Below are 22,387 nucleotides of genomic sequence, written 5' to 3'. Positions count from 1 at the left end.
ATAGGTGAAGCGTCGCGTACGTCCGCCGTGTACGGATCAACGATAGCCAACCCGCGGCAAGCCGGACGGTAAAACCAGGCGTTGGACACGAGCGTCATGTCCACCGACTGGGGAGCTTAACGACTGAACGGTCACTACGGCTTGCAGCGCTGCGACAATTTCGGTCAATGCGCGGTAACTTTACGTTTATCGCGGCCGCCAAGGCTGTCAGAATTCCTTTCCATTGCCATTGATCCGAGCCGCCCATGCAACTGAAAACCGCCCTGCTCTTCGCCACCCCCTGTGACGATGAGGAAGACAACATGGCGACCCTGTGCTGCCACAGCGACAAGGGCCAGATGTTCCTGCTGACCCGTTATCCGGACGAGGATACCGTCGACCTGACCCTGGATGACGAGCCGTCGACCCTAGACGGACTGAAGGTGACCCTGAGTGCGCAGCGGCTGCTGATCGAGGTGGCGGCCGGAGATCGTGATGCGCTGAAGGGGGATGAAACGCTGGAGATCATCCTGACCAGCGCCGGGACCGACCTGGAGGAAGTGGCGCTGACCTTGCGCAATATCCTCGACGGGACCGGGACGTTCGTGTCCGAGCTCTGAGCCCGGCGCATCGCCCTCTTACGAACAAAACGTAATTTTCTGACTTGACCAGGACAGCGTGGGAGCGGGCTTGACCCGCGATCACCGGCGAAGCCGGTGCCATACACCCCATCGCGGGGCAAGCCCGCTCCCACGCCGGATACTTACAGCGCAGCTCCGATCTCCTACAGAAACACTGGCAGCATTGACAGCTGGCCATCAGAGCAGGCATTGTCTGACAACCTGACCAACAAGAAACCTCTGTCCATGCTCCAGCTCCAGCGCCCCGACACCCTCGTCGAACGGGTCGTCAGCGCCATCCGCGCCGAGATCGATTCCGGCCGCCTGGCCGCCGAATCGCGCCTGCCCACCGAACAGCAACTGGCTGAACAGCTCAATGTCAGCCGCTCGGTGGTGCGCGAGGCCGTGGCGCAGCTCAAGGCCGACGGGGTGCTGATCGCCCGCCGCGGGCTCGGCTCGTACATCTCGCAGACGCCCAGCGGCACGGTGTTCCGCTTCCCCGGCAGCCAGGGGCGCAAGCCGGACCTGGTGCAGATGTTCGAGATGCGCCTGTGGATCGAGACCCAGGCCGCCGCCATCGCCGCCCGCCGCCGCGACGCCGACGACCTCGCGCGCATGGCCAGCGCCCTGGGCACCATGGAAGACCCGCGCAGCGACTTCGCCACAGCCTCGGCCGCCGACGTGGCCTTCCACCGCGCCATCGCCGAAGCCAGCAAGAACGACTACTTCGTCGCCTTCCACGATTTCCTCGGCGGCCAGCTGGCCGCCGCCCGGCGCACCGCCTGGGAAAACTCCGCCACCCCGGCGGTGGGCGGTTCGGCCGATGCCCTGCGCGAGCACCGGGCGCTGTACCAGGCCATCGCCGACGGCGACCGCCAGGCGGCGGCCGGCTGCGCCGAGGCCCACCTGCGCGCCTCGGCCAAGCGCCTGAAACTCGACCTTCCCGACCTCGACTGACCCCGGAGAACCCCATCGCGGCCTGGCGAGGCTTTCACGCGCACCACTTAGTCTGACAACCTGATAAGCAGATTCACCGACAAGAATACCAAGGTACCCTGCATGACCTACGACTACTGCATCATCGGTGGTGGCATCGTCGGCCTCGCCACCGCGATGGCCCTGCTCGAACAACGCCCCGGCGCTTCGCTGCTGATCCTGGAAAAAGAGGCCAGCCTCGGCCGCCACCAGACCGGCCACAACAGCGGCGTGATCCATGCCGGCATCTACTATGCGCCCGGCAGCCTCAAGGCCGACCTGTGCAAGCGCGGCGCCCAGGCCACCAAGGACTTCTGCAGCGCGCACGGCATCGCCTTCGAGGTCTGCGGCAAGCTGCTGGTGGCCTCCAACGACCTGGAGGTGCAGCGCATGCAGGCGCTGTACGAGCGCTCCCAGCAGAATGGCCTGAAGGTCGAGCGCCTGGATGCCGGTGTCCTGCGCGAGCGGGAACCGAACATCGTCGGCAAGGGCGCGTTGTTCCTCGATGCCACCGGCATCGTCGACTACCAGCAGGTGTGCGACGCCATGGCCAGGGTGATCCGCCAGGCCGGCGGCGAACTGCGCCTGTCCACCACTGTGCGCGCCATCCAGGAACATGCCGATCATGTCGCGATCAGCGCCGACGGCGATGCCTGGCGCGCCCGCCAGCTGGTGGCCTGTGCCGGCCTGCAGTCCGACCGCCTGGCCCGTCTGGCAGGCGTGAAGATCGACCATCAGATCATCCCCTTCCGCGGCGAGTACTACCGCCTGCCGGCGAGCAAGAACCAGATCGTCAACCACCTGATCTACCCGATCCCCGACCCGGAGCTGCCGTTCCTCGGCGTGCACCTGACGCGGATGATCGACGGCAGCGTCACCGTCGGCCCCAACGCGGTGCTCGGTTTCGGCCGGGAGAACTACCGCAAGTTCTCGGTGAACTGGCGCGATGTCGCCGAGTACGCACGCTTCCCGGGTTTCTGGAAAACCATCTGGAACAACCTCGGCTCCGGCACCACCGAGATGAAGAACTCGCTGTTCAAGCGCGGCTATCTGGAGCAGTGCCGCAAGTATTGCCCGTCCCTCGAAGTCGAGGACCTGCTGCCCTATGAAGCCGGCATCCGCGCCCAGGCGGTGATGCGCGACGGCACCCTGGTGCACGACTTCCTGTTCGCCGAGACGCCACGCATGGTGCATGTGTGCAATGCACCATCGCCCGCCGCCACCTCGGCCATCCCCATCGGCCAGATGATCGCCGAGAAGATTCTCCAGGCCCGCTGATCCACCCGCTGCATCCACAATTACAAAGACAACAAGGAAAACTCCCATGTCGGTACACGAGACGGCCCTGGCCGCGAGCGAAACCCCCGAACAGCAACGCAAGCGCCTGCGCAAGGTAGCGGCGGCGACCATCTTCGGCTCGATGCTGGAGTGGTACGACTTCTACCTCTACGCCACCATGGCGGCGATCGTCTTCTCGAAGATCTTCTTCGACCCCAGCAACCCGGCGGTGGCCTCGCTGCTGGCGTTCTCCACCTTCGCCATCGGTTTTATCGCCCGCCCCTTCGGCGGCGTGCTGTTCGGCTACCTGGGCGACCGCTTCGGGCGCAAGCACGTGCTGGTGATCACCTTCTGCATGATGGGCCTGTGCACCATGCTGATCGGCCTGATCCCCGGCTACGCCACCATCGGCATCTGGGCACCGATCCTGCTGGTGATCATCCGCATCATCCAGGGCCTGGGCGCCGGCGCCGAGCTGTCCGGCGCGGCGGTGACCTCCTACGAGCACGCCAGCGAAGGCAAGCGCGGCAGCCAGGGCGCCTGGCCGGCGCTGGGGCTGAACCTGGGCCTGCTGCTGTCGTCGCTGACCGTGTACCTGCTGACCATGAACGGCAACGAGTTCCTGCTGGCCGGCGGCTGGCGCATCCCGTTCATCGCCAGTATCGCCCTGGTGGCGGTGGGCCTGTGGGTGCGCAAGAGCATCCCCGAGACCCCGGACTTCAAGGAACTGGACAAGGCCGACGACAAGCCGCAGGTGTCGCCACTCAAGCTGCTGTTCAGGAACGACCTCAAGGGCCTGGCGGTGGTGTTCTTCGTGGCCGTGGGCTACAACGCCCTGAGCTATATCTTCAAGACCTTCTCGCTGGCCTACCTGACCCAGTTCAAGGGCGTCGAGGCCCATGTCACCTCGCTGTCGGTGACCCTGGCCAGCCTGGTGGCGATCTTTGCCGTGCCGTTCTTCGGCTGGCTGTGCGACAAGTGGAGCAGCAAGACCGTGCTGATGCTCGGCGGGCTGTTGTCGGCGCTGTTCGCCTTCCCGTTCCTGCAACTGCTGTCGACCGGCGAGCCGATGATGATCTACCTGGCCATCGCCGTGGGCACCGGGATCCTGGCGCCGATGATGTTCGCCCCGCAGGGCTCGTTCCTCAGCCGGCAGTTCCCGACCCAGACGCGTTCGTCGGGGTTCGGCACCGGCCGCGAGGTCGGCACCGCCGTGGCCGGTGGCCTGGCACCGCTGGGCGGGCTGGCGCTGGTGGCCGGTTCGGCGACTCACTCCACCGACGGCGTGGCGTTGATCCTGGCGGTGGCCGGGGTACTGGTGGTGGTGTTTGCCTTCTTTGACCAGGGCTGGCGGCATTCGAAGTCGAAGAACTGACCTGGCGACAGACGGGTAAACCCGCTCCCACAGGTACTACGCCAACCTGTAGGAGCGGCCTTGTGCCGCGAAAGGGCCGCATAGCGGCCCCGGCAATTTCTGCGTCGGTGCTGACATCCTGGGGCTGCTTTGCAGCCCTTTCGCGGCACAAGGCCGCTCCTACACGTTGGCGTAGTACCCGCGAAGAGGCCAATCCCGGGCATTGGCCAGGGTTTCCCAGGTGGACCACCGCCAACTGCTGCCTCGGGAGGGTATAATGGCCCCCTCCCCAGGCAGCAGCCTCCAGACATGATCCAGTCCAGCCTCGATCTCTTCGACCCCCATCCCCAGCGCCTGGCGCGCCATACCCTGCTGCTGCCCGGCTTCGCCCTGCCCGAACTCGAAGCCCTGCTCGACGCCCTGCGTCCCGTGCTGCGCGCGGCACCGTTTCGTCACATGCATACCCCCGGCGGCCTGCGCATGGCCGTGGCCCTGACCAACTGTGGCGCGCTGGGCTGGGTCAGCGACGAGAACGGCTACCGCTACACCCCCATCGACCCGGTCAGCGCAAAGCCCTGGCCCGCCCTGCCCCCGCTGCTGGTCGATATGGCCACCCGCGCCGCCGCGCAAGCGGGCTTCGATGGCTTCGTGGCCGATGCCTGCCTGGTCAACCACTACCTGCCCGGTACCCGCCTGAGCCTGCACCAGGACCGCGACGAACAGGACTACGGACAGCCGATCGTCTCGATTTCGCTGGGCTTGCCTGCGGTATTTCTGTTCGGCGGGCTGCAACGCTCGGACCGCCCCCGGCACATCCCGCTGAGCCACGGCGATGTGCTCGTCTGGGGCGGCGAGGACCGCCTGCGCTTTCATGGCGTATTGCCGATCAAGCCGGGCGTGCACCCGCGCATGGGCGAGCGGCGGATCAACCTCACGCTGCGCAAGGCGGGATAAACCGCCCGCCTACAGGCTGGCGAACCACTCGCGGCGCTCCTCGAACGCCGCCCGGATCGCCCCGACCATCACCTGCACCAGTGGATCGTCCTCGGTCTGCCCATTGACCGCCAGCCACACCCGCCGCCGCATCGGTTCGCGGAACAGGCCCGGCAGGGCCAGCAACCCACGGTCCATGTGCGTCGCATAGTGCGGCAGCAGGCCGACACTGGCGCTGCACTTGATCAGCTGGCAGTACATTTCGTAATCCTCGATCTGCGTCACCCCGGCCGAACGGGTCCGCAGCAACGCTTGCCAGGGCATCAGCGCCTGCACACCTGCCTCACCCTGCCATTGCACCAGCATGTAGTCCTGCAGGTCCGCCAGGCGGGTCGGCCGGTTGGCCTCGCGGGCGTAGCGCTTGGCGATATGCGGCAGGTACTCGAGGGTGGCCAGGGCCTCGGGGGCGGCACCGGCAAAGCTGCCGGCGCGAGCACCGTGGCTGGCGTCGCCCAACCACAGGGCGACATCGGCGACCTGTTCGGGTACCTGGCGACCGTCGAAGGTGGCCACCTCCAGGCGCATGCCGGCATGCTGGCGCACGAAGTTGATCAGGTTGCGACCCAGCAGGTCCTGCAGCAGCGGTTCGGCCACGGCCAGGCGCACGCAGGCGCTTTGCTCTCGCGGCAGCGGCACGACCGGCTCGCGCGCCTGGAGTATCTGCAGCAGGCGCTCGCCCTGCTGGCTGAGCACGGGATTGTTATTGCGGTTGACGAACAGGCTGTAGCCCAGGCGCGCTTCCAGCGCCGCCAGGCGTTTGCGCAGGGCCACCGGCTTGAGGTTGAGCCGCCGCGCCGCCTGCATGAAACAGCCGCAGCGCGCGGTGACCAGGAAACAGTTCAGGGTCTGTTCGTCCAGGGCCAGCGGCACCTGGGGACGAACGACAGGCACGGTGATATCGGGGGCACGCCCCCGGGGCAGATCGATCGGCATTCCTCGCCTCCCGCGGGCCCGCCTGGGCAGGCCCGGTTCTTCCATGGTTGTTGGCGACTAGCGGTTGCTGCTCTCCAGCACCTGGTTCAGCGCCGCGCCATCGATACTCAGGGTGGCGGTGTCGAACATGCCCTCGACATAGGCCTTGGCAACCTGCTCCTGGCGCTGGGCACGCAGCAACTCGCGCAGGCGTGGCGCCACCTCCTCGAAGGTCGCCGCCCGGGCGGGCTGTTGCTCGACCAGCTTGATGATGTGGTAGCCCGCCGCACTCTGCACCGGTTCGCTGACCGTGCCCACCTTGAGCTTGGGCACCACCCCGCGCACCTCTGGCAACAACTGCGCCAGCGCTTGCAGGCCGGTGTCGCCGCCGCCTGCGGCCGTGCCGGCATCCTGGGAGTGCTCGCGGGCCAGTGCGGCAAAGTCGGCATCGGCGGCCTGGGCCTGCTTGGCCAGCGCCTGGGCCTGCTTGCGCACGGCCTCGTCGTCCCTGGGGTTCTCCACCCGCAGGAAGATCTGGCTCAGGCGGTAGCGCACCGGCAACTGCAACCCGGCCTTGCCTGCCTCATAGGCCTGCTTGAGCTCCGCCTCGCCGGGATAGTCGTCGGGCACCTTGCTCACCGAGTTCAGGTAGTCGCGCAGGACGATCTGCTCGGTGGCCGCGCGGGTCTGCACCTGGATTTCCGGGCGCTGCAACCAGCCCTGGGCCTCGGCCTGCTGGTACAGGGCCTTTTCCGCCAGGCGAGCGCGGATCCAGGCCTCCAGTGCCGGGCGGTCGCCGCGCAGGCTGGCGCGTGCCTCTTCGGGCAACTGGGCGAACAGCGCCTTGAGCTCGCCGCTGCCGACCTGCTGCTCGCCCAGACGCGCCAGTACCGGGCCATTGTCGGCGGCCGCCAGGGCGGCGGGCGACGCCGGACGCGCCGCCGCAACCGGCTCGTCGCCCGGGCGCAAGGCCAGGGCGACCGCCACCGCGACAATGGCCAGCGCGCCGGCGCCGGCCCAGAAAGTGCGCGCCGTCACGAGGCGCGCTCTTCGTCGTGGGCGACCTGGGCGTTCTGCTGGTCGGCCACATTACGGCTGTAGTCACGCAGATAGACGATCAGCTCCTGCAGCAGCCGGTCCCACAGCACCAGGCTGCCCAGCAGGTGTTGCTGGCTGACGCCGTCGGCGACCACCACGTCCTGCTCCATCACCAGGAACTCGCCCTGCACCGACAGGCGGGCGAAGCGCCGGCTGGCATTCCAGTGCTCGGCCAGGCCCGCCGGCAGCTCGCCCTGGATACGCAGGGCACAGCTGAAGGTGAAGTCGAGGAATTCGCCCTCCTTGCCTGCGGCCCGGTTGCCGAAACGAACGGCATAACCCACGCCCTGGCTGGCGCTGAGCAACTGCACCACGGCGTTCTGCTCGGTGCGGTTGACCCGGCAGCCGGCATCCTGCAGCAGCTGGGTCAGGGAGTCGGCGCTAACGGTTTCGATCAGGGTGACTTCGGTCATGTGCTTACTTCCTTGCGTTGAGAAAACATCACTGGGTCACGCCCTTGGGGGCGTCGAACTGGCTTTCGTAGAGCTTGTCGCCGTAAGCCTGGGCCAGCTCCTCGAACTTGACCCGGGCGCCACCGGCAAAAGGCTGGCGCATCTTCATGACATCGGCGATATCGACCTTCTCGTAGGCGGCCAGCATCTCCTTGGCCACCCCGTACATCTGCTGGTTGCGGGCCTGGCATTGCTGCACCTGGCCATCACGTTCGCCCAGCTGCGCCTGCAGGGTGGCGCGTTCGCTTTCCTTGGTGCGCGCCATCGCCAGCAGCTCGTCATAGGCCTGCTTGTACTTGTGCAGTTGTTCGTTGCTGCTGGCCACCAGCGCCTGGGCCTGGCTGTGCACGGCCTGTTGCTGGCCGGCCAGTTGCTCGCTCTGGCCACGGGCCTTGGCCAGTTGCGCGGTCAGTTCGCGCACCTGGCCAAGGGCCGCGTCGCGCTGCTGCTCGGCCGCCTGGCGGGCGGCGCTGGCCTGGGCCTGCTCGCTCTGCAGGGCCTGCAGCTGTTGCGTGGTGCTGCGCAGCTGGGTGCGCAGGCGTTCCTCGAGGGTCTCGGCCGACGCCGAGGCCGCCAGGCTTGCGCCCAGGGCCAGCATCAACCAGGCGCAGCGGCGGCGATAAGCTCCCTTGTTCATGCCCGTGCTCCTTCCCTAGAACCGCGTGTTGACTTCAAGTTGTAGCACATCGATGTCAAACGGCGCGCCGTAGACCGCCTCGCTGCTCAACCAACGTGCTGTAGCGTAGACGTTGTCGGCCAGGCCGTAGTTGCCACCGAGGAAATAACCCTTGGCGTTGGTGCCGCCGAGGTGGAAGCTCGAGTCGTTGAAGCCGTCCGGCAGCGCGTCGGGTTCGATGCGCTTGTAACCGGCGAACAGGTTCCAGTCGCCGGCCTTGCGCATGTCCAGGGCGTTGCCCAGGGTGAACTGGAACATCCAGGCGTCGCCGCCACTCTTGATGTTGCCGTTCTCGTCGACGTTGTTGGCCAACTGCCCGGCCGAGCGCTTGCGCATGTCGCCCTCGTCGTAGGCCAGGTTGTGGATGTAGTTGGCCTGGCTGCGCAGCTTGAAGTCATGGGGCAGGTCGGCGTCCCACACCAGGTTCAGGTCGAGCAGCTCGAATTCCGAGGCAATGCCGACGAACTGCGGCTGCGGCGTGGCCGCCGGGTTAGCCGGGTTCGGCGTGATGTCGCGTAGCAGGAACACGGTGTTGCCCTTCTGCATGAAGGTCGGCCGGCTTTCATCGCTGTCGCAGGCCGGCTGGCCGTCCCACGGGGCGCAGGGGCTGGAGCGCTCGCCGGCGATGTCATCGAAGCGGTAGTAGGCCATCGCGCCCTTGAGCCGGTTGTGGTCGTTGAGCGCCCATTTCGCGCCCAGCTGCGCGCCGTACAGCCACTTGTTGTCACTGTCTTCCTTGTCCAGGCCGTTGCTTGTGGCGTTGTCGTCGCTGTACTGCACGGGGAATGCGCCGACGGTGCCGAACAGGCTGAGGTCGCGGCCCAGCGGCTGGTCGAACAGCGCCGCCACGCCATCGAAGTTGAGGTCGTGGGAATACAGGATGTCGGTGGACATGAACGGGTTGGCGATACGCCCGCCGGTCAGCGTCAGGCGCTCGCTGGGCGTCCAAGTGACGTAGCCCTGGTCGAGCCAGATGTCCTTCTTGCCGAAGCCGCCACCGAGGTTCTGGGTGGTCGAGACCGGGTTGTTGTTGGAGCCGGTGGCGACGCGGATGCCAGCCACCCAGTTGTCCGCCAGCTGCGCCTTGAGGCCGAAGCGCGCCCGCAGGCGCAGGAGGCTGTCGCGGTCCTCGCGGGTGTTGAGCAGCGGCGGCAGGCTCGAGCTGCTGTTGGGGTTGACGTCGTAAGGGCCCTTTTCGTTGAGCCTGGCGAAATCGACGATCTCGTTGCTGTTGCCGTCGGCATACGAGCGCGACTCGTAGCGCAGGCGCAGGTCGCCGTCGAAGCTGATGCGCGAGGCCCAGTCGGGGAAGGTGTTGGGCGCGGCCCAGTTTTCCTGCTTGGCAGTGTTCATCACCTCGGCCTTGATCTCGTCGCGGATCTGCTGGCGGACGATGGCCGGCACGTACTGCACGCGCACCTCGCCATTGGCGGCCGGGGCCTGGGCGACGATCGGCGCGGTGCTGGCGGCGACCCGCGCCTGCTGGGCCTCGCGTTCGGCCTGGGCGATCAGCGCGTCGGCCTTGTCCTGCTTGAGCACGCCCTGCTCCACCAGCAGGCGGATCAGGTTGACGGTCGCGTTCTCCGACGGCGCGGCGTGGACGACGGTCGGACCGACCGCGGTGGCGGCGGCCAGCAGGCCGAGCGCCAGGGTCAATCGGTTGACTGGGCACTTCATGGGTTTGCAACTCCTGTGGGTCAGTCGTGCTTCGTTGTTCATGGCCGGCGCCCCTGCAGGGCGATCTTCACCGGCAAGGTCAGGTTGGCGGGCGGACGCTGGTCGAGGGCGCGGGCGCCGCGCAGGGCGGCGAGCACCTGGGCGTCCACCTCTGGCTCGCCGCTGCCACGCAGCAGCTCGACACGGGTGATCTCGCCGGCGGCGCTGAGCCAGATCTCGGCCTGCAGGTTGAACACCAGGTTGCGCAGCTCGGGGTTGTCGCGCAGCAGGCGCTGGAAGGCGTAGGCCAGGTACTGGCTGTAGCTGCCACTGCCCAGCCCCCCGCCACCACCACCGGCCATGCCGCCGCCCTTGCCGGCGCCGACGTTGAAACTGTCGCCGCCCGCTTGCGCGTCGCCGTCCATCTGCATCGGCTCGGCCAGGTCCTGGGCCGGGTCGGGCGCCTCCTCGGCGGGCTTGACCTCCTCGGCCTCGGGCACCGGCTGCGGCTCGACGACCTTCTCCTCGACCGGCGGCTCGGGCTCCTTGGGCGGCTCGGGCGGGGGTGGCGGCGGAGGTGGTGGCAGCGGGATGATCGCCGGCACCTTGGGCGCCTCGCGGCGCACCCCGGCCATGTCGTTGGCCCACTGCCACAGCAGCCAGGCCAGGCCTGCGCCGGCAACGGCGAGCACGGCCCAGGTCAGCAGGCGGCGGGGGTTGGCTGTACGTTCCATGCCTGCGCTCATCCCTGGTTCGGCTTGCCGGTGACCAGCCCGACCTGGGCCAGTTCGAGACGGCGCAGCAGGTCGAGCACCTCGACCACCTTCTGGTACTGCACGCCCGCGTCGCCGCGCACGATCAGCGGGAAGTCCGGGTTGCGCGCCTTCTCGCTGCGCAGGCGGTCCTCCAGCTCCTGCAGCGTCACCGGGTAGGCGTCGAGGAACACCTGGCCGGCGTCGTTGATCGAGATCGCCTTGGTCTTGGGCTGGGCCAGCGACACCGTGGCGCTGGCCTTGGGCAACTGCACCTGGATCCCGGAGACCTGCGCGGTGGCGGTGAGGATGAACATCACCAGCACCACCATCAGCACATCCACCAACGGGGTGATGTTGATGCTGTCGACCGCGGCGTCGGCGTCGTCGTCATGGGCGTTGTTCACGGATGCCATGGCTGCGCCCTCACGCCGGAACCGACGGGTTGACGCTACGCCCGGCCGGACGCTGCGCCGCTTCACCGGCCTGGCCCTCGCCGTGCAGCTCGGCCAGGCGGGTGATGAACTCGTCGACGAACACCCGCATGTCGGCGCTGACCTCGCGGTTGCGCGTGGTCAGGCGGTTGTAGCCGAACAGCGCGGGGATGGCGACGAACAGGCCCATGGCAGTGGCCAGCAGCGCCGCGGCCATGCCCGGGGCGATGGCGTTGATGTTGACGTCGCCGGCCATGGCGGTGCCGAGGAACACCACCATGATCCCCAGCACCGTGCCCAGCAGGCCGATGTAGGGGCCGCCGGCGATGGCGTTGGACAGGGTCGACAGCTTCGACGACAACGCCTGGTTCTCGCGGGTGCGAACGCCGTCCATGGAGCAGCGGATGGCCTCGATGGTGGCAGCGGACACTGAGCTGGTGTCGGCGCCCTGGGCGCGGCGGGTGCGCAGCTCCTGCACGGCCACCAGGTACAGATGCCACAGCGAGGAGTCGGTCAGCCGCTTATGCAGGTTCTGATCGTCGGCGAACTGCTCCAGACGCGTGCCGACCGTGGCGAAGTGCTCGCGAAAGCGAGTGTTGGCGGCGGTGACGCGGTTGAGGGTGCGCTGCTTGCGCAGCATGATCACCCACGACTGCACCATCATCAGCACCAGGATGGCGATGATCACCCAGGCGTCCACCGGCACCGCCTTGAGCAGGAAGCCCAGGCCGCCGAAACCGAAGCCCGACTGTTCCTCGTCGACGCCATACGCCACCAGGCGCGACTCGGCGCCCTGGGCCAGCACGTCGGCCTGCAGGCTGGCCTGGCTGCGGGCCACGCGCGACAGGCGCAGTTCGTCCAGGGCACCGACGAACGGCGCGAAGTGACTGACCGCCTCGCCTTCGGCCGCCGGCAGGTCGCCGCCGACGCCGATGGCACCACTGAAGGCCCCCAGGCTGGCGGCCAGGCGCGCCACCGGCTGGCCTTCGAGCAACAGGCTCAGGTTGCCGCCCTCGCCCAGCAGGGCCAGGTGTTGCCACTGGCCTGCGCTCACGGCCTGGTTGGCGCTGGCGCGCTGGCCGTCGACCTCGACGAACGGCACGCCCTGGGCCAGGCCCAGCAACAGGCTGTGGCCGGCCTCGCGACGGGCCAGCAGCAACTGCTCGCCCACCGCCTGGTCCTGGCGCAACCAGGTGCTGAAGGTGAACGCCGCGCCTGCCGGCAGCTGCAGCGAGGCGCTGGCCGGCAGTTGCAGGCCCTGGCCGCCGAGCTGGATGGCCCGGCCGATCACTCCATCGACGCTGACCGTCGGGCCTTGCAACTGATTGCCATAGGGGCTGGCATCACGTGCGGTGGCACCGTCGAAGTGGTAGAGCGCGGTGTAGTCGGCGTCGAAGCTGGGCTGGCCAACAGGCGCCTGGGCTTTCGGGTTGCCGTAGTACATCCACAGGTCCTGGCGCTGGCCCGCCTCTATGCGAGGCACGTCCACCCAGATCAGCGCCATGCCCATCAGCGGATCGAACTGCTCGACGTGGTGGTTGAAGACGGTCTTGTCATCGGCGCCGACAAAGCGGATGTCGGCGCCGGTCTCGCTGACGCCGTCGAAGCTGAAGTTGCCGGTATGCAGGCGTACCAGCAGCGCGGTGCGGCCCAGCGCCTGGGTCAGGCCGGCGCCCTGGGGGGTGGTGTCCACGGCAATCTGCTTGCGGTACATCCAGTCGTCCTGCCACCAGGCGCTGGCGCTGCCCGGCAGGGCGAAGCCCAGGCACAGCAGCAAGGTCAATATCAGGCGTTGCATGAGAGGTCTCCAGGTCGATGCCGGTCAGTGAGTTCAGAAAGTCGCCTGCACGCTGAAGTGCACACGGGAAGCGTTCTTGTCGGTGTTGGGGCCATCCTTGAGCGGCACGGCCCAGTCGACGCTGCCGGACAGCCAGTCATTGAGCGTGGCGCGGGTGCCGACGCCGACACTGGCCAGGCTGTAGCGGTCGTCCTGCTCGGGCAGCGCGTCCTGCAGGCGCAGCTGGGCGCCTTCGGCGAACAGGTAGAAGCGCCAGTCGCTGATGTAGCTGCCGACGTAGCGGCCGATGGACGGGGTGCGCAGCTCCTGGGAGAACAGCAGGCCGTCGTCCCCGGTGCGCTCGGCGGCCAGGTAACCGCGCACCGAGGTGGCACCGCCGGCGGCGAACTGCTCGTTCGACACCAGCGGCCCCGAGGCCAGCTGGAAGGCCAGCTTCGAGGCGCTCTGCCAGGAGCCTGCGAAGTCGAAGGTGTAGCTGCCGTCGCCCTTGAGCGCGGCGAAGCTGGAATCGGCGCGGTAGCGCTTGTAGTCGAACTCGGCGTCATCGCTGCCGTAGCCCAGCAGGCTGCGGGTACCGGCCACCAGGCTCAGGCCCATGCTCAGCTGGTCCTGTTCGGTGAAGCGGTAGCCGGTGTAGCCCAGGGTGATCGGGGCGTACTTGAGCGGGACCTTGTCGCTGCTGCCGCCCAGACCGACCTGCTCGTCGAAGTCCTTGAAGTCCACGCCGATCGACAGGGCGTTGGCCCAGGCGCCGACGCCCGGCAGGTTGTAGATTGCCGAAACGCCATAGGAATGGCCCTTGCCCAAAACGTTGGTGCCGCCCACCGTGGCGACGTTGCTGTCGGAGTGGTAGCCGGAGAACTGCACGGTCCAGCGCTCGTTGAGGGGCGCGGCGTAGGAACCGGACCAGACCTCGGCGTTGTCACGGTCCTGGGGCGCGGTGAACCAGGTCAGCGAGACGCTGTGGCCGGCCTGCCAGAGATTGTTGTAGCCCAGGCTGACGACGCTGCGCAGCTTCTCGGTATCGGCGCTGTGGTCGTTGTTCAGGCCCAGGCTCAGGTTCCAGGGCTGCTTGTCCTCGACCTGCAGGTCGACGTCCATGGTGCCTGGCCGCTGGCCTTCACGCACCAGCGGCATGACCTGCCGGCCCGGGGTGCGGTTGAGCGTGGCCAGTTCGTCCTGCACCTGGGCAAAGTCGGGCACCTTGCCCTCCTCCAGCGCCGGGACCTGCTCACGGATCTCCAGCGGCGAGTAATGCTTGGCGCCCACCACCCGCACGCGGCCGACCTTGGTTTCGCTCACCTGCAGGTAGACCACGCCGCCCTCGACCTTCTGCTCGGGCAGCTCGACGAACACCGACTGGTAGCCTCGGGCCTGGTAGCTTTTCTGCAGGGCCTCGCGGGCGCCTTCGAGGTCGGCCAGGGTCTTGTCCGGCCCCAGGTAGGGATAGACCGCCTCTTCGATGGCCTGGGCGTCGAGCACCGTATTGCCGCGCACCACGTATTCATTGATCTCGACCCGGCGCTGCGCCTCGTCCGCGACCACCTCGAGCGCCAGCAGGCACGACAGCAGCCCTGCGCCGATGGCGCATCGCTTGAAGAAAAAATGCTCCACACCGCCCCCTTGAGCGCCAGGAATTCGTTGGGTTTCTAGTGGTTTGCGTCAGGCGCGGCCTGACCTTGGTGACGTGCCAGCCAGCTGTGCAGCAGGGCCAGGTTGAGGCTGAACTCGGGCATCGCCTGCAAGCTTGCGCCGAGCACCTCGTCGACCATGCGCTGCAGCAGCGACACGGCCATGGCGCTGCCCAGCAGCACACCGAGGTCATGGCTGAACAGGCTGAAGTTCCACACCCGCGACTTCAGTTCCAGGCCGGCAAACCAGCGGAACAGCAGGTTGTAGTTGAGTTGCTCGTAGAGCTGTTTCTCACTGGGCACCGAATACAGCAGCTGCAGCAGCAGCACGTGCATCAGCGTGTGCGGGGCGATGATCATGCCCTGCTGTTCGGCCAGCAGCGCCAGCGCAGGCCGGTGCTCGTCCAGCAAGGCCTCGATGCGCGGCTTCAGCTGCGCCAGCGAATGCCCGGGCGGCACGCAACTGGCCACCTCGCGCAGGGCGCCCTGCCAGTCTTCCTGGGAGACGATCCAGACCCAGGGCGCGCCGTAGCGGTAGACCGAGACCGGCTGCTTGCGCGCGGCCTCGACGATCTTCGCCAGGCGCTGGTCGAGCTCCTGCATTCCCACCTTCGTGTAGCGTTCCATAGTCCCCATCGCCCCGCTCCCAGGCCGTTCCCCAAGGCTCGACCGGCCTGATGGCCAGATGCCTTGTCGGTATCCATGGCTTTGACGGGGGTGGCGCTTTGCTACCGACGTTTTGTCATGAAAGGTTCATCAGCGGGCCAGGTTTGCGGGCGAACGGGTCGCAACGTCTTCGGCCCCCGTTCGCTGCTTTACACTAATTTTGCAAACCGCCATTGGTCCCCGCACCCCCGGATGGATTAAAGTATCCACCCCCGCCCGGTCACCGCTCGCAGCGCGCCAGGGCCCATCCCCAGGAACCGCCAACGATGGAACACCGTGAAGCGCTGATCGCGCTGCGCACCTTTCTCTCCTCCCAGATCCTCGGCCAGGAAAAACTGGTGGAGCGCCTGCTGATCGTGCTCCTGGCCGACGGCCACATGCTGGTCGAGGGCGCCCCGGGGCTGGCCAAGACCAAGGCCATCAAGGAGCTCGCCGAAGGCATCGAGGCGCAATTCCATCGCATCCAGTTCACCCCCGACCTGCTCCCGGCCGACATCACCGGTACCGAGATCTACCGCCCGGAAACCGGCAGCTTCGTGTTCCAGCAAGGGCCGATCTTCCACAACCTGGTGCTGGCCGACGAAATCAACCGCGCCCCGGCCAAGGTGCAGTCGGCGCTGCTCGAAGCCATGGCCGAGCGCCAGGTCAGCGTCGGGCGCAGCACCTACGAGCTGTCGCCGCTGTTCCTGGTGATGGCCACGCAGAACCCGATCGAGCAGGAAGGCACCTACCCGCTGCCCGAGGCCCAGCTCGACCGGTTCCTGATGCACGTGAAGATCGGTTTCCCGGATGCCACCGTCGAGCGGCGCATTCTCCTGCAGGCCCGCGGCGAAGCCCTGGGCGGCGAAGTGAAGCCCGAGCGCCGGGTCAGCCAGCAGGCGATCTTTGCCGCGCGCAAGGAAATCCTCGGCCTGTACATGGCCGATGCGGTGGAGGAGTACCTGGTGCAGCTGGTCATGGCCACCCGCACCCCGGCCAAGTTCGACAGCGAGCTGGCCGACTGGATCGCCTACGGCGCCAGCCCCCGCGGCTCGATCGCCCTGGACCGCTGCGCGCGCGCCCACGCCTGGCTGGCCGGACGCGACTTCGTCAGCCCCGAGGATATCCAGGCGGTGCTGTTCGACGTGCTGCGCCACCGCATCATCCTCTCGTTCGAGGCCGAGGCGGCCGGGGTCGACCAGGACCGCGTGGTCCAGCGCATCCTCGACGTCGTCGCCGTCGCCTGACCCATGCCCACCACGCAGCTGGCAGAACCCGGCATCCGCATCGGCCTGGCCGACCTGATCGACATGCGCCACCGCGTGCGCGAGATCCAGCTGTTCTCCCGGCCCGGCCAGCGCAGCCCGCTGGTGGGCCTGCACCACTCCAAGCTGCGTGGCCGCGGGGTGGACTTCGACCAGGTGCGGGTCTATCAGGCCGGCGACGATGTGCGCAACATCGACTGGCGCGTCACCGCGCGCACCCAGGAACCGCACACCAAACTCTTCCACGAAGAGCGCGAGCGACCGATCTTCATCATGGTCGAGCAGAGCCAGCGGCTGTTCTTCGGCTCCGGGCTGATGTTCAAGTCGGTGCTGGCAGCGCAGGCCGCAGCCCTGTTCGGCTGGGCGGCGCTGGGCCACAACGACCGCATCGGCGGGCTGGTGTTCGGCGACAGCGAGCCCCACGAGATCAAGCCACGGCGCAGCAAGCAGAGCCTGCTGCAACTGCTCAACCGCCTGGCCAAGGTCAACCAGGCCCTGCACACCGAGGCCGTGCCGCAGCCCGACAGCCTGGGCCTGGCCCTGCGCCGGGCGCGTGAAGTGCTGCGCCCGGGCAGCCTGGCCATCGTCATCTGCGACGAGCGCGCCCTCAGTGCCGGCGTCGAGCAGCACCTGGCCATGCTCTCACGGCATTGCGACGTGCTGCTGATGCCGGTCAGCGACCCGCTCGACCATGCCCTGCCCGCCGCCGGCCTGCTGCGCTTCGCCCAGCGCGGCGCGCAACTGGAACTCGACACGCTGGATGCCAACCTGCGCCAGGCCTACCGCCAGCAGGCCGAAGCGCGCATCGAGCGTTGGGAGCTGCTGGCGCAGAAACTGCGGGTGGTGCTGATGCCATTGAGCACCCAGAGCGAGATGATCGAGCAACTGCGCGAGTACTTGAACGCGCAGCGCCCCGGGAGTGCCCGATGAATCCGCTGGACCAGCTGCAGCCGCTGATCGCTCCGCCCGCCATCGGCCTGTGGCCGCCGGCCCCAGGCTGGTGGCTGTTGCTGGCCTTGCTGCCATTGCTCGGCTGGGGCCTGTGGCGTCTGCGCCACTGGCGCCCGGGCAAGCGCAAGGTGGTGCGCGCCGAACTGCCGCTGGACCCGATCCGAGTCGAGGCGCTGGCGGAACTGGCACGCCTGCCGCGCCCCTACGACGGCGCGCCGGCCGGCGCCTGGCTGCAGCAGATCAACGCCCTGCTCAAGCGCCTGTGCCGCAACGACTATCCCGGTGCCAACAGCCACACGCTCAATGGCCGGCAGTGGCTGGCGTTTCTCGACAACCGCTGCCCGGCCGCAGGCCTGACCCGCTGGATGGTGCTGGTCGAAGGCACCTACAAGCCCGAGTGCAAGCTCGACGACAAGGCCATCGCCGGGCTCGCCCAGGCGGTCGAAACCTGGATCCGCAAGCATGTTTGAACTGGCCTGGCCGTGGATCTTCCTGCTGTTGCCGCTGCCCTGGCTGGCGCGCCTGTTGCTGCCTGCCGCCGACAGCGGTGAGCCGGTGCTCAAGGTAGGCTTCCTTGATGAACTCGAAGGCCTGGCCGGGCGCCGCGCACGGCTTAATCTGCCAACCTGGCGCCAGCAGGCGCCGTTCATCCTGATCTGGCTGCTGCTGTTGCTGGCCGCCGCCCGCCCGCAGTGGCTGGGCGATCCGCTGCCGGTGTCGGCCAGTGGCCGCGACCTGCTGGTGGCGGTGGACGTGTCGGGGTCCATGGACTTCCCCGACATGCAGTGGAAGGACGACGAGATCAGCCGCCTGGACCTGGTCAAGGCGCTGATGGGCGACTTTCTCCAGGACCGCCAGGGCGACCGCGTCGGCCTGATCCTGTTCGGCAGCCAGGCCTACCTGCAGGCCCCGCTGACCTTCGACCGGCGCACCGTGCGCACCTTCCTCGACGAGGCGCAGATCGGCATCGCCGGCAAGAACACCGCCATAGGCGACGCCATCGGCCTGGCGGTCAAGCGCCTGCGCCAGCGCCCGGCGCAGAGCCGGGTGCTGATCCTGATCACCGACGGCGCCAACAACGGCGGGCAGATCCACCCGCTGACCGCCGCACGCCTGGCCGCCCAGGAAGGCGTGCGCATCTACACCATCGGCATCGGCGCCAACCCCGAGGCCAGCGGCACGCCGGGCCTGCTCGGGCTGAACCCGAGCCTGGACCTGGACGAAGCCTCGCTCAAGGAGATCGCCGAGATCACCCACGGCACCTACTTCCGCGCCCACGACGGCGCCGAGCTGGGCGCCATCGGCGACACCCTCGACCAGCTGGAACCGGTGGCCCAGCAGCCGACCCAGGCGCGCACCGCCCACGCGTTGTACGCCTGGCCACTGGCCCTGGCGCTGCTGCTCAGCGTGCTGCTGGTGGTGGCCGTGCAGTGGCCGGACAACCTGCTGCAACGCTTGCTGCGCAAGCCACGCTTCCTGCAGCCCCACCCGGAATGGCGCCAGCGCCTCAAGCGCCTGCGCCTGAGGAGGAGGCGATGATCGAACTCTGGCCCCAATGGCTGCGCCCGCTCTGGCTGCTGGTGCTGCCCCTGCTCGGCTGGCTGCTGTTCAAGCTCTGGCACCGGCGCAAACGCGCCGGGCGCTGGCAGCTGATCCTGCCGCAGCCGTTCCATGCGGTCCTGCTCGGCGGCGGCAGCGGCAGCACCAGCAAGCTGCCGTGGATCGCCCTGGGCCTGGCCTGGCTGCTGATCGTCCTGGCCTTGCTCGGACCCAGCTGGCAGCGTCTGGAGGAAACCCGCCAACGCCCGGCCGACCCGCTGGTGATCCTGCTCGAACTGACGCCGCAGATGCTCGCCGAGGACAGCACGCCGAACCGCCTGGAACAGGCCCGGCGCAAGATCCTCGACCTGCTCGAGCACCGCCGCGACAGCCAGACCGCGCTGATCGTCTACGCAGGCTCCGCCCACACCCTGGTGCCGCTGTCCGATGACCTGGGCACCACGCGCAACCTGCTCGAGGCCGTCGACCCGTCGATCATGCCGCAGCCCGGCCAACGCGCCGACCTCGCCGTGCACAAGGGCCTGGCCCTGCTCGCCCAGAGCGGCCTCGGCCAGGGCCGGCTGCTGCTGATCGGTTCGTCATTGAGCGAGCCGGAGCGCGAAGGCATTCGCCAAGCCCTCGGGCGCCAGGGCCCGAGCCTGCTGATGCTGGGCGTCGGTAGCGGCGAAGGCGCGCCGGTGCGCCAGGCCAATGGCGAGTACCTGAAAGACGACCAGGGCGGCATCCTCCTGCCGCGCCTGGACAGCGCCTCGCTGAAGAGCTTCATCGGCTCGACCGGCGGGCGCTACCGCCACGCCCGCATCGACGACCTCGACCTGCGCGGCCTGGGCCTGTTCGACAACCCACGGCTGCTGCACAACGATGGCCAGACCCTGCAACTGGACAGCTGGGCCGACCAGGGCTACTGGCTGCTGCTGCCCCTGCTGCTGCTCGCCGCCTGCGCCGGCCGGCGCGGCTGGCTGTTCTGCCTGCCGCTGCTGCTGGCCTTGCCGCAACCGAGCCAGGCCTTCGAGTTCAACGACCTGTGGTTGCGTCCCGACCAGCAGGGCCAGCGCCTGCTGGAGCGGCAACGCCCGGCCGAGGCGGCACGCCACTTCGAGGACAGCCAGTGGCGCGGCATGGCCCTGTACCAGGCCGGCGACTTCGAAGGCGCCGCCGCCGCCTTCGCCCAGGCCGGCACCGCGGCCGCCCACTACAATCGGGGTAACGCCCTGGCCCGCGCCGGCGAACTGGAGGCGGCGCTGGACGCCTATGAGCAGGCGCTGGAACGCCGGCCCGACCTGAAGGCGGCACTGGACAACCAGGCCCTGGTCCAGCAACTGCTGCAACAGCGCCAGGCCAGCGCCGAGACACAACCGAACAACGCCGATGCCCAAGGCACCCCCGGCAACGAGACCGAAGGCAACAGCAGCTCGACCAGCAGCCAGGCCCAAGGCACGCCCGGCAGCGACGAACAGGCCCAAGGCCAGCAGAACGGCGAAAGCCAGGGCAACACCCAGGCCCCGCCCGGCGCTGCCGGCGGCGATGATGACAGTCTCACCCAGCCGCCCCAGCGGCCGCTCTCCACCAGCCTCGACGCCGAGCAGCGCCAGGCCCTGGAGCAATGGCTGCGGGAGATCCCCGACAATCCGGCGGAACTGCTGCGGCGCAAATTCTGGTACGAACAGCAATTGCATCAGGAAACCCCACGATGAGTCGCCTCGGCGTCTTTCTCCTAGGCCTGCTATGGAGCCTCGCGGCCCAGGCCGAACCGATCCTGCAGGCCAGCGTCGACCGCACGCGCCTGGAAGCCGGCGAAACCCTGGAGCTCACCCTCGAGAGCCAGGACGTCACCCAGTTCGGCAAGCCCGACCTGCGCACCCTCGAGCCCGACTTCGAGGTGCGCGGCACGCGCCAGCTCAACAGCCTGCACACCCTGGACGGCGAGACCCGCGCCAGCACCCGCTGGATCATCACGCTGCTGCCCCGGCGCAGCGGCAGCCTGCGCATCCCCGAGCTGCAACTGGGCCAGTCGCGCAGCCAGGCCATCGAACTGCAGGTACAGCAAGCCGACAGCCAGCGCCCGGACGCGGCGGCGCAGGTGTTCGTCGAGGCCACCCTGGACAGCAGCGAGGTCTATGTCCAGGCCCAGGCCGTGCTGACCCTGCGCATCTACCATTCGGTGGCGCTGTACGACGACAGCAGCCTCAGCGCGCTGCAGCTGGAAAACGCCAAGGTCGACCCGCTGGGCGAGTCGCGCACCTTTGAGAAGGACATCAACGGCGTGCGCCACGGGGTGATCGAGACCCGTTATGCGATCTATCCGCAACAGAGCGGCAGCCTTGAAGTGCCGCCGCTGCGCTTCACCGCCACCGCCGCCGACAATGGCGAACAGCCGGCCGGCACGCCGCGGGTCGGCCGCCAGGTGCAGGTCAGCTCGCTGCCGCTGCGCCTGACGGTCAAGCCGATCCCGGCCAGCTACCCGGCCGACCGCCCCTGGCTGCCGGCCCGCAGCCTGACCCTGGAAGAGCACTGGAACCCCGACCCGGAGCGTCAACCGACACAAATAGGCGACTCGCTGACGCGCAACATCACCGTGCGTGCCGAGGGCCTGTCGAGCACCCAGTTGCCACCACTGCCGGCCACCGAGGTCACCGGCCTGCGCCGCTACCCCGACCAGCCGTTGCTACGCAACGAGATCGGCGAGCGCGGCATGGTCGCCAACCGCGAGGAACGCGAGGCGCTGGTGCCGACCCACGCTGGCGACCTGGCCTTGCCGGCGCTGGAGGTGACCTGGTGGAACACCCGCGAAGACCACCTGGAGCACAGCAGCCTGCCGGCCCGCACCCTGAACGTGCAGGACAACCCGGCGCTGAGCGCCGACACGCCCGTCGGCGACGGCAACCTGAGCCCCGGCCCGCTCTGGCCCTGGCAGTTGGCCACGCTGGTCCTGGCCCTGACCACCCTGCTCGGCTTCACCCTGTGGTGGCGGGCCCGCTCGCAACCGGCGGTGCTGCGCGCGGCACAGACCGGCCCGAGCCCGCGCACGCTGCTCGACGACCTCAAGCGCGCCTGCCAGGCCAACGACCCGCAGGCCACCCGCCAGGCGCTGGACGCCTGGGCCCGGCAGCAGCCGGAAACCCTGGCCGAGATGGCGGCGCGCTTCGTGCCGTTGTCCGATGCGCTGGACGGGTTGAATGGCGCGCTGTACAGCGAGAGTGGCCAGTACTGGCACGGCGACGAGCTGTGGCGCGCGATCGGCGCGATTCCGCCGGTCGAGCAGGTGCTGGCGCCGTCGGGCGAAGCAGGTAGCCTGCCGCCGCTGTATCCCAAGTAGCCTCATCGCGGGGCCAGCCCGCTCCCACGGCCCCGCGATGAG

At 68.4% G+C, this 22,387-nt stretch carries 20 protein-coding genes and 1 pseudogene; 11 read left to right on the top strand and 10 right to left on the bottom strand.

Features of this window, described 5'->3' with window-relative positions:
- The first annotated feature begins 245 nt into the window (after positions 1–245).
- The 5 genes from VUG52_RS08840 to alkB all read left to right on the top strand — a co-directional run bounded on the left by VUG52_RS08840 (position 246) and on the right by alkB (position 5,160).
- Entirely contained in the window at positions 246–599 is a 354-nt protein-coding gene (locus VUG52_RS08840) for a hypothetical protein (protein ID WP_234561252.1), read from the top strand.
- Between the two features lie 246 nt (positions 600–845).
- Positions 846–1,556 carry a FadR/GntR family transcriptional regulator gene (locus tag VUG52_RS08835; protein WP_050704752.1) on the top strand — a complete coding sequence of 237 codons (711 nt, stop codon included), beginning with the start codon at positions 846–848 and terminating at the stop codon, positions 1,554–1,556.
- A gap of 102 nt (positions 1,557–1,658) precedes the next feature.
- Positions 1,659–2,852, top strand: a complete 1,194-nt coding sequence (gene lhgO / locus VUG52_RS08830; protein WP_050704751.1) for an L-2-hydroxyglutarate oxidase — start codon at positions 1,659–1,661, stop codon at positions 2,850–2,852.
- Positions 2,853–2,898: 46 nt separating this feature from the next.
- Positions 2,899–4,227 carry an MFS transporter gene (locus tag VUG52_RS08825; protein ID WP_050704750.1) on the top strand — a complete coding sequence of 443 codons (1,329 nt, stop codon included), beginning with the start codon at positions 2,899–2,901 and terminating at the stop codon, positions 4,225–4,227.
- Positions 4,228–4,515: 288 nt separating this feature from the next.
- Entirely contained in the window at positions 4,516–5,160 is a 645-nt protein-coding gene (gene alkB / locus VUG52_RS08820) for a DNA oxidative demethylase AlkB (protein WP_186714813.1), read from the top strand.
- 9 nt (positions 5,161–5,169) lie between these two features.
- On the opposite strand, the gene VUG52_RS08815 is transcribed toward alkB, so the two are convergent.
- From VUG52_RS08815 to VUG52_RS27230, 10 genes and pseudogenes are all read right to left on the bottom strand, one after another.
- Positions 5,170–6,132: a LysR family transcriptional regulator gene (locus VUG52_RS08815; protein WP_262974337.1), complete on the bottom strand. Its 963-nt coding sequence runs from the start codon at positions 6,130–6,132 to the stop codon at positions 5,170–5,172.
- A 57-nt stretch (positions 6,133–6,189) separates the two neighbouring features.
- Positions 6,190–7,149: a peptidylprolyl isomerase gene (locus tag VUG52_RS08810; RefSeq protein WP_262974336.1), complete on the bottom strand. Its 960-nt coding sequence runs from the start codon at positions 7,147–7,149 to the stop codon at positions 6,190–6,192.
- On the bottom strand, positions 7,146–7,622 hold the full coding sequence (locus VUG52_RS08805; protein WP_050705810.1) for a YbjN domain-containing protein: 477 nt from the start codon (positions 7,620–7,622) through the stop codon (positions 7,146–7,148). Before VUG52_RS08805 ends, VUG52_RS08810 begins: the two co-directional genes overlap by 4 nt.
- Positions 7,623–7,650: 28 nt before the next feature.
- The gene (locus VUG52_RS08800; RefSeq protein ID WP_050705811.1) at positions 7,651–8,298 is read right to left on the bottom strand and encodes a hypothetical protein; all 648 of its coding nucleotides are present in this window, start codon (positions 8,296–8,298) and stop codon (positions 7,651–7,653) included.
- Between the two features lie 15 nt (positions 8,299–8,313).
- Complete coding sequence (locus tag VUG52_RS08795) at positions 8,314–10,014, bottom strand: putative porin (RefSeq protein ID WP_050705812.1); 1,701 nt, start codon at positions 10,012–10,014, stop codon at positions 8,314–8,316.
- Between the two features lie 38 nt (positions 10,015–10,052).
- A complete protein-coding gene (locus VUG52_RS08790) occupies positions 10,053–10,727 on the bottom strand; it encodes an energy transducer TonB family protein (RefSeq protein ID WP_259470170.1) in 675 nt (224 codons plus the stop codon).
- Positions 10,728–10,735: 8 nt separating this feature from the next.
- Positions 10,736–11,161: an ExbD/TolR family protein gene (locus VUG52_RS08785; protein WP_050707632.1), complete on the bottom strand. Its 426-nt coding sequence runs from the start codon at positions 11,159–11,161 to the stop codon at positions 10,736–10,738.
- Between the two features lie 10 nt (positions 11,162–11,171).
- Positions 11,172–12,977 carry a DUF2341 domain-containing protein gene (locus VUG52_RS08780; RefSeq protein ID WP_262974334.1) on the bottom strand — a complete coding sequence of 602 codons (1,806 nt, stop codon included), beginning with the start codon at positions 12,975–12,977 and terminating at the stop codon, positions 11,172–11,174.
- A 33-nt stretch (positions 12,978–13,010) separates the two neighbouring features.
- The gene (locus tag VUG52_RS08775) at positions 13,011–14,549 is read right to left on the bottom strand and encodes a ShlB/FhaC/HecB family hemolysin secretion/activation protein (protein ID WP_276556390.1); all 1,539 of its coding nucleotides are present in this window, start codon (positions 14,547–14,549) and stop codon (positions 13,011–13,013) included.
- Positions 14,550–14,841: 292 nt separating this feature from the next.
- A pseudogene (locus VUG52_RS27230) lies at positions 14,842–14,941 on the bottom strand (transposase); the annotation flags it as partial.
- Between the two features lie 599 nt (positions 14,942–15,540).
- Here VUG52_RS27230 and VUG52_RS08765 point away from each other — a divergent pair.
- Genes VUG52_RS08765 through VUG52_RS08740 form a run of 6 tightly spaced genes read left to right on the top strand, consistent with a single transcriptional unit; the run spans position 15,541 to position 22,345 of the window.
- Positions 15,541–16,500, top strand: a complete 960-nt coding sequence (locus VUG52_RS08765) for an AAA family ATPase (RefSeq protein ID WP_050706542.1) — start codon at positions 15,541–15,543, stop codon at positions 16,498–16,500.
- A 3-nt stretch (positions 16,501–16,503) separates the two neighbouring features.
- Positions 16,504–17,448, top strand: coding sequence for a DUF58 domain-containing protein (locus VUG52_RS08760; protein ID WP_050706543.1), 945 nt, complete (start codon positions 16,504–16,506; stop codon positions 17,446–17,448).
- Positions 17,445–17,939 carry a DUF4381 domain-containing protein gene (locus tag VUG52_RS08755; protein ID WP_186714802.1) on the top strand — a complete coding sequence of 165 codons (495 nt, stop codon included), beginning with the start codon at positions 17,445–17,447 and terminating at the stop codon, positions 17,937–17,939. Before VUG52_RS08760 ends, VUG52_RS08755 begins: the two co-directional genes overlap by 4 nt.
- On the top strand, positions 17,932–19,008 hold the full coding sequence (locus tag VUG52_RS08750) for a vWA domain-containing protein (RefSeq protein WP_050706545.1): 1,077 nt from the start codon (positions 17,932–17,934) through the stop codon (positions 19,006–19,008). Before VUG52_RS08755 ends, VUG52_RS08750 begins: the two co-directional genes overlap by 8 nt.
- On the top strand, positions 19,005–20,723 hold the full coding sequence (locus tag VUG52_RS08745; protein ID WP_262974332.1) for a vWA domain-containing protein: 1,719 nt from the start codon (positions 19,005–19,007) through the stop codon (positions 20,721–20,723). The genes VUG52_RS08750 and VUG52_RS08745 overlap by 4 nt, the downstream gene beginning before the upstream one ends.
- Positions 20,720–22,345 carry a BatD family protein gene (locus tag VUG52_RS08740; RefSeq protein WP_262974331.1) on the top strand — a complete coding sequence of 542 codons (1,626 nt, stop codon included), beginning with the start codon at positions 20,720–20,722 and terminating at the stop codon, positions 22,343–22,345. The genes VUG52_RS08745 and VUG52_RS08740 overlap by 4 nt, the downstream gene beginning before the upstream one ends.
- Positions 22,346–22,387: the final 42 nt, after the last annotated feature.

Source organism: Pseudomonas sp. LH21, from assembly GCF_036549575.1.
Taxonomy (GTDB): Bacteria; Pseudomonadota; Gammaproteobacteria; order Pseudomonadales; family Pseudomonadaceae; genus Aquipseudomonas; species Aquipseudomonas peradeniyensis.
The sequence above is the reverse complement of the archived record's forward strand: the minus strand, read 5'-3'. Positions and strand labels throughout refer to the sequence as shown.

Coding starts and splice junctions, on each gene's coding strand:
- VUG52_RS08840 (WP_234561252.1), top strand. CDS start 246: ATGCAACTGAAAACCGCCCTGCTCTTCGCCACCCCCTGTGACGATGAG.
- VUG52_RS08835 (WP_050704752.1), top strand. CDS start 846: ATGCTCCAGCTCCAGCGCCCCGACACCCTCGTCGAACGGGTCGTCAGC.
- lhgO (WP_050704751.1), top strand. CDS start 1,659: ATGACCTACGACTACTGCATCATCGGTGGTGGCATCGTCGGCCTCGCC.
- VUG52_RS08825 (WP_050704750.1), top strand. CDS start 2,899: ATGTCGGTACACGAGACGGCCCTGGCCGCGAGCGAAACCCCCGAACAG.
- alkB (WP_186714813.1), top strand. CDS start 4,516: ATGATCCAGTCCAGCCTCGATCTCTTCGACCCCCATCCCCAGCGCCTG.
- VUG52_RS08815 (WP_262974337.1), bottom strand. CDS start 6,132: ATGCCGATCGATCTGCCCCGGGGGCGTGCCCCCGATATCACCGTGCCT.
- VUG52_RS08805 (WP_050705810.1), bottom strand. CDS start 7,622: ATGACCGAAGTCACCCTGATCGAAACCGTTAGCGCCGACTCCCTGACC.
- VUG52_RS08800 (WP_050705811.1), bottom strand. CDS start 8,298: ATGAACAAGGGAGCTTATCGCCGCCGCTGCGCCTGGTTGATGCTGGCC.
- VUG52_RS08795 (WP_050705812.1), bottom strand. CDS start 10,014: ATGAAGTGCCCAGTCAACCGATTGACCCTGGCGCTCGGCCTGCTGGCC.
- VUG52_RS08790 (WP_259470170.1), bottom strand. CDS start 10,727: ATGGAACGTACAGCCAACCCCCGCCGCCTGCTGACCTGGGCCGTGCTC.
- VUG52_RS08785 (WP_050707632.1), bottom strand. CDS start 11,161: ATGGCATCCGTGAACAACGCCCATGACGACGACGCCGACGCCGCGGTC.
- VUG52_RS08780 (WP_262974334.1), bottom strand. CDS start 12,977: ATGCAACGCCTGATATTGACCTTGCTGCTGTGCCTGGGCTTCGCCCTG.
- VUG52_RS08765 (WP_050706542.1), top strand. CDS start 15,541: ATGGAACACCGTGAAGCGCTGATCGCGCTGCGCACCTTTCTCTCCTCC.
- VUG52_RS08760 (WP_050706543.1), top strand. CDS start 16,504: ATGCCCACCACGCAGCTGGCAGAACCCGGCATCCGCATCGGCCTGGCC.
- VUG52_RS08755 (WP_186714802.1), top strand. CDS start 17,445: ATGAATCCGCTGGACCAGCTGCAGCCGCTGATCGCTCCGCCCGCCATC.
- VUG52_RS08750 (WP_050706545.1), top strand. CDS start 17,932: ATGTTTGAACTGGCCTGGCCGTGGATCTTCCTGCTGTTGCCGCTGCCC.
- VUG52_RS08745 (WP_262974332.1), top strand. CDS start 19,005: ATGATCGAACTCTGGCCCCAATGGCTGCGCCCGCTCTGGCTGCTGGTG.
- VUG52_RS08740 (WP_262974331.1), top strand. CDS start 20,720: ATGAGTCGCCTCGGCGTCTTTCTCCTAGGCCTGCTATGGAGCCTCGCG.